8 protein-coding genes are annotated in these 4,517 nt (G+C 42.8%); 6 read left to right on the plus strand and 2 right to left on the minus strand.

Features of this window, described 5'->3' with window-relative positions; genetic code table 11:
- The first annotated feature begins 223 nt into the window (after positions 1–223).
- Both PLA23_RS10735 and PLA23_RS10740 read left to right on the plus strand, forming a co-directional pair.
- Entirely contained in the window at positions 224–382 is a 159-nt protein-coding gene (locus PLA23_RS10735; protein ID WP_324330240.1) for a hypothetical protein, read from the plus strand.
- A 178-nt stretch (positions 383–560) separates the two neighbouring features.
- Positions 561–878 carry a hypothetical protein gene (locus PLA23_RS10740; RefSeq protein ID WP_324475176.1) on the plus strand — a complete coding sequence of 106 codons (318 nt, stop codon included), beginning with the start codon at positions 561–563 and terminating at the stop codon, positions 876–878.
- Positions 879–1,234: 356 nt separating this feature from the next.
- On the opposite strand, the gene PLA23_RS13835 is transcribed toward PLA23_RS10740, so the two are convergent.
- A complete protein-coding gene (locus tag PLA23_RS13835) occupies positions 1,235–1,489 on the minus strand; it encodes a DUF4258 domain-containing protein (RefSeq protein WP_502883622.1) in 255 nt (84 codons plus the stop codon).
- Positions 1,490–1,838: 349 nt separating this feature from the next.
- On the opposite strand from PLA23_RS13835, the gene PLA23_RS10745 reads away from it, so the two are divergent.
- Positions 1,839–2,009, plus strand: a complete 171-nt coding sequence (locus PLA23_RS10745) for a hypothetical protein (RefSeq protein WP_324475177.1) — start codon at positions 1,839–1,841, stop codon at positions 2,007–2,009.
- A 177-nt stretch (positions 2,010–2,186) separates the two neighbouring features.
- Here the strand turns inward: PLA23_RS10745 and PLA23_RS10750 are convergent, their stop codons facing one another.
- Entirely contained in the window at positions 2,187–2,759 is a 573-nt protein-coding gene (locus tag PLA23_RS10750; protein WP_324330234.1) for a hypothetical protein, read from the minus strand.
- A gap of 133 nt (positions 2,760–2,892) precedes the next feature.
- Here PLA23_RS10750 and PLA23_RS10755 point away from each other — a divergent pair, with 133 nt between their 5' ends.
- From PLA23_RS10755 to PLA23_RS10765, 3 genes are read left to right on the plus strand one after another with little or no spacing between them, the layout of a single operon-like run.
- On the plus strand, positions 2,893–3,360 hold the full coding sequence (locus PLA23_RS10755; RefSeq protein WP_324475178.1) for a DUF1890 domain-containing protein: 468 nt from the start codon (positions 2,893–2,895) through the stop codon (positions 3,358–3,360).
- Positions 3,348–3,620, plus strand: coding sequence for a DUF1894 domain-containing protein (locus PLA23_RS10760; RefSeq protein ID WP_324330230.1), 273 nt, complete (start codon positions 3,348–3,350; stop codon positions 3,618–3,620). Before PLA23_RS10755 ends, PLA23_RS10760 begins: the two co-directional genes overlap by 13 nt.
- A gap of 9 nt (positions 3,621–3,629) precedes the next feature.
- Complete coding sequence (locus PLA23_RS10765; protein WP_324475179.1) at positions 3,630–4,322, plus strand: 2,5-diamino-6-(ribosylamino)-4(3H)-pyrimidinone 5'-phosphate reductase; 693 nt, start codon at positions 3,630–3,632, stop codon at positions 4,320–4,322.
- Positions 4,323–4,517 lie beyond the last annotated feature (195 nt).

The raw sequence follows: 4,517 nt of genomic DNA on the forward strand, positions 1-4,517 counted from the left end.
GCGAGGGGATATAGAGAGAGAAGGTTCTCCGGAGTTTTAGGGGAAATTTGAGAGTATTAAGGCTTAATATTTCTCATTAGGCGTTCTTTTCTCATACGTTGGATCTAGAATGCCATTTATATAATTGCGCGCCTAATAAAAACGATTATCAGCCACTATTTTCCAAGAAATTCATATAACCTCTGAAAGAGACATAATAAGAGAGATCCAGGGAGAAGAAATCATGGCAGAAGTCAAATCAATTCAGGTACAACATCATCCATCACTCAATCCTCTTGAACGTGAAGAATCACATGAACGAATTAGAAAATTATGTGGGCATATAAAAATTCAAGATTCAACTCTAATTGAAAAGATTATTGATAGTGATATTTTTGAATAGACTTCCTGATTTTCCTGAGGATAACTGGATAATAATCGATACAAACATACTTCTTTATTGAGCGTTTAAGCACCCTCTCTATTACTCTGCCTGTGAAGAACTTCTTCACAGAAGTATTAATCAAAAAATACACCTTTGCCTTCCTCCCATGATCCGACACGAATTTCTTCACCGTCTCATGATTGCTGAAGTAATTGAGGATGGGAATGCTAATTCACACCAACAAGCCCTGAACCTCATAAAAAGAGATCCGTCAATAATTCAAAAACTTACCAGAACGTTTGAAATATATGAAGCCATTTTATCGTGTGAAATGATAATGTTGGAAGATAATGCCGATGTGTTCTCTCTCCAAATGGATAACATCAAAAAATACGGACTTATGGCAGCTGATGCAGCAATAGTAGCTTCTGCTTCGTATAATCAAATATTACACATAGCAACCAACGACTCTGATTATGAACGAATTTCCTGGCTAACGGTTTGGAAACCATGAATATTTACTCAACCCCAAGCCGCATATTTTAGAGAGGATAGCTAAAAACCCCCCTTTAGTGATCGTAAGTTTATAAAGTATTTACAAATCCCAATTTGTTGGAAGGGGGTTTTTAGCTATCCTCCAACTTTAGGTACACTATAGTTAACAATTTTGTTAATTTTGGTGTACTAAAAGTGGATTGATATGGCGGACAGCGATTCCGGAGTCGGTACCTTTACACTCACATCATCAGTAAAGGATACAGTATCTCCTTTTTTTTGCTGAAGGACACAGAGTCTGTTTCTGAACCAGGACTACCATAAGATCCTTATCCGCCGGAGCGGTGTGAATAACCTCATTATCGACGGACAATTTCACCGGGATAGCATTGATGACATCAACCTTCCCTCTGATATGATCTGTTTGGGAATATTGTTCACCATGGAGAGTAAGAGAACAGAAGGACAAGGCATATCATCAGAGCATTCTTCAATAATTTCTCCTTCAACAATCCCATTTTCAAGAGAGGCATTAGTTATCCCTCGTTCAGCCATACGTAATTTGGTATGAGAAGTAATCAGGTAATTGTCTGATATTATATAGTTGGCAAGGGATAATGGGTTACTCACATGACCACCACCTACACATTTGCAGTTTCATTTCTCAGCACCGTCTCCGCTCATCAGACCGCCAAAAAGCCCGGCACGTAATCTCTTTCTCCACATACTTCTTTGCTATCACATCAGCCACAAGCATCCAATAACCATGTATTGGATAAAATAATGTCCATCTCATAAATATTTCTACTACCTATGATATTTGATCAACTTCATTATTGCAATTTATGTGTTTTTATAGGACCACAAGAAAATATGCAAATATATCAGAAATTTCGTAACACATATAGGCACTCTCGCCATATCCCTTTCCGATGATGTTGAGCAACATTTCAGAGAAGTAATTAATCATGAATATGGCATGATGAATGAAGAAGCAATAAATAATGCAATTACTGAGGCAATTGAACTATGGGTGAATGAAACCTTACAACGCACACTTGCTGAAGCAGGAAGAGAAATTCTAGCGAAAGAACATAATATTGGCAAATGGCATTATTCACATCGAAAGGACCTGTATGAGCATACCTGAAGTGAGAAATAACTCTATTATTTTTTCCATAAGGATTTCACTGGTAAATAGAAACCAGGAACATCGTTTCAGGTAGAGAAAACAAAATTACCCATTCACAAAATCATGACGTAAAAACTCACACCCCTGCCTGAACATTCCGTAAATTAAAAACCAGAAAAAAAGATAAAAAATTTATTAATAAGCACACTCAACTTTTCCTTCACTCACTTTTCCTTTACAACAGGACTCGGTCTTCGGGTTGTAACAGGAATCACCGCATTTTGTATACCCCTTCCCATCATACACCATTCCGAGACAACAGCTTTGATTATTCTTATTATAACAGGTATCGCCACACTTCTGCCATCCGTTTCCGGGATATATCTGATTATTACAGCAGGTCTCATTGGTCAGATCATAACACTTCCCACCGCATACTCCCCATAAGAGTCCGTCTTTTGGTTCTCCCTGGCAGCAGGTCTGGGTTATCGGATTGTAAAACGAGTCACCACAGGTCGGAAGACACCGTGTCCCGTTCACAGGCTTTCCATTACAGCAGACCTGTTTTTCAATATTATAGCAGGCATCCTTACAGATCCCCCAATGGAGCCCGTCATAAACCTGACCCTGGCAGCAGGACTGCTTGCTTGGATCATAACAACTGTCACCGCAGGGGATACAACTCTGATTTGCACCGATGACCGAGACGGATAAGACAATTGTGACGAAAAGAACCGCTCCGGCGATCCACATATAAAGCCGTTTCATACAGCAATGTACATCATCACCAGCTCAAGAAGTTTCTTTATCTGTCCTGGTGATCCCAGGATATGTACTGACAGAATATCAGACCTCTGACATCCTCATTCATACCCCTTGACATCCATACTACTCTGTATCTATGCCTGAAGAACCGACGCACCGAGCTGCACTCCTGGTCATGGGTTGCCCGAAAGTTCCGGTACAGACCAGTCTTGTCCTCTATCTGGCACATCGGATGAAAAAGGCAGGAATAAGAACGATTATAGCCGGAACACCATCAGCCCGGCAACTGATACGGGTAGCAGACCCTGACGGACATTATACTATGGAGATGAAAGATCTGGATGCAACCATTGCTGCTCTTGCAAACGGTGACCTTCCCATAACAGAGAGTTATGTGTTTATTCACAATGACGCCGGCATCAGTTATGCTGCTACCATAGCATCCCTGACACACCGGCCGGTCACAGCGATCATCTTTGGAGAGGAGGCGGAACAGATAAGTCATGAGATTACCTTTCCATGTACCGTTATTGCTGAACCGGCAATCCACAACCCGATACCGATAAAGATCAAACTTGAGGAGGCTGCCCCATGGGATGCTTAGAATCATTACCATATGAAGTGCTTTTATCAAAAATATCCTTTAAAGAAGCCCGTGAATTTCTCTCCAGATATCCGGAGAAGTATGAAATAGAGCCAGGATACCGGATGTTTGATCTGAACATCATCGGCGTTCCTCCCATTCGGGTGGCGGTTGACGGAGATTCACTCATCTTTCCCTTTACAAAACCCTGCCATGGGACGTTTCTCATTCGTGTCCAACAGGCGGCAGATGAGATTGCCCGTCTCCGGGCCCGTGCATAGGAAGATATCATGCGCCCCTATGTCATCGTGAACGTAGCCGTAAGTGCGGACGGAAAACTCTCCACCAGAGAGCGACGGCAGGTAAAGATCTCAGGCAGAGAGGACTTTGACCGGGTTGATGAGATGAAAGCGGGATGTGATGCAATAATGGTAGGAATCGGAACCGTGCTTGCCGATGATCCATCACTCACTATCAAGTCAGCTGACCGGATCGCCTGGCGGGTCAGGACAAAAAAACCAGAGCATCCCATACGGATTGTAGTTGACAGTCAGTGCAGGACGCCACCCGGTGCCAAAATTCTCCATAAAGGACCGGGACTTCGTATTATCGCGGTCTCACAAAATGCACCGGCAGACAGAATCGCTGCTCTTAAAGAGTATGCTGATATCATCCAGGCAGGAGATGAATCTGTTGACCTTGCAGCCCTCCTTGAAAGGCTCTTTGAGAGGGGTATCCGCCGGCTCATGGTTGAGGGTGGAGGTACACTCATCTGGGGATTGCTGTCTGCAGGCCTTGTTGATGAACTGACCATGTTTATCGGCAATTTAATCATTGGTGGAAAGGACGCCCCCACCCTTGCCGACGGAAGCGGATACATATCAGAATCTGATTTTCCAACCCTGAAACGTATCAGCTGCACACCAATGGAAGAAGGGGTCCTGATCCACTGGAAAGTAAAAAATACCACGTCATCTGAATGAAAAATTACCGGGAAAACATTTCCCTGATTATGAGGATAGGTATGCTGTGCACATGCGATACCTTATACTATCAGAGATGTGACGTTCACAAGGTTGTAGATTGTTGTGTCTGAAGGAACGATCTTTATAGTCGAGGATAACCCGGTCATTGCAGACCTCATATCCTGGCGCCTGACCGAGATGGGATACCGTGTT

It is taken from the genome of Methanospirillum sp. (assembly GCF_035406105.1).
In the GTDB taxonomy this organism is placed as follows: domain Archaea; phylum Halobacteriota; class Methanomicrobia; order Methanomicrobiales; family Methanospirillaceae; genus Methanospirillum.

Bases quoted from the DNA above. Each gene is read 5' to 3' on its own strand.
- PLA23_RS10760 (WP_324330230.1), top strand. From the start codon at position 3,348: ATGGGATGCTTAGAATCATTACCATATGAAGTGCTTTTATCAAAAATA.
- PLA23_RS10735 (WP_324330240.1), top strand. From the start codon at position 224: ATGGCAGAAGTCAAATCAATTCAGGTACAACATCATCCATCACTCAAT.
- PLA23_RS10750 (WP_324330234.1), bottom strand. From the start codon at position 2,759: ATGAAACGGCTTTATATGTGGATCGCCGGAGCGGTTCTTTTCGTCACA.
- PLA23_RS10745 (WP_324475177.1), top strand. From the start codon at position 1,839: ATGATGAATGAAGAAGCAATAAATAATGCAATTACTGAGGCAATTGAA.
- PLA23_RS10740 (WP_324475176.1), top strand. From the start codon at position 561: ATGATTGCTGAAGTAATTGAGGATGGGAATGCTAATTCACACCAACAA.
- PLA23_RS10755 (WP_324475178.1), top strand. From the start codon at position 2,893: ATGCCTGAAGAACCGACGCACCGAGCTGCACTCCTGGTCATGGGTTGC.
- PLA23_RS10765 (WP_324475179.1), top strand. From the start codon at position 3,630: ATGCGCCCCTATGTCATCGTGAACGTAGCCGTAAGTGCGGACGGAAAA.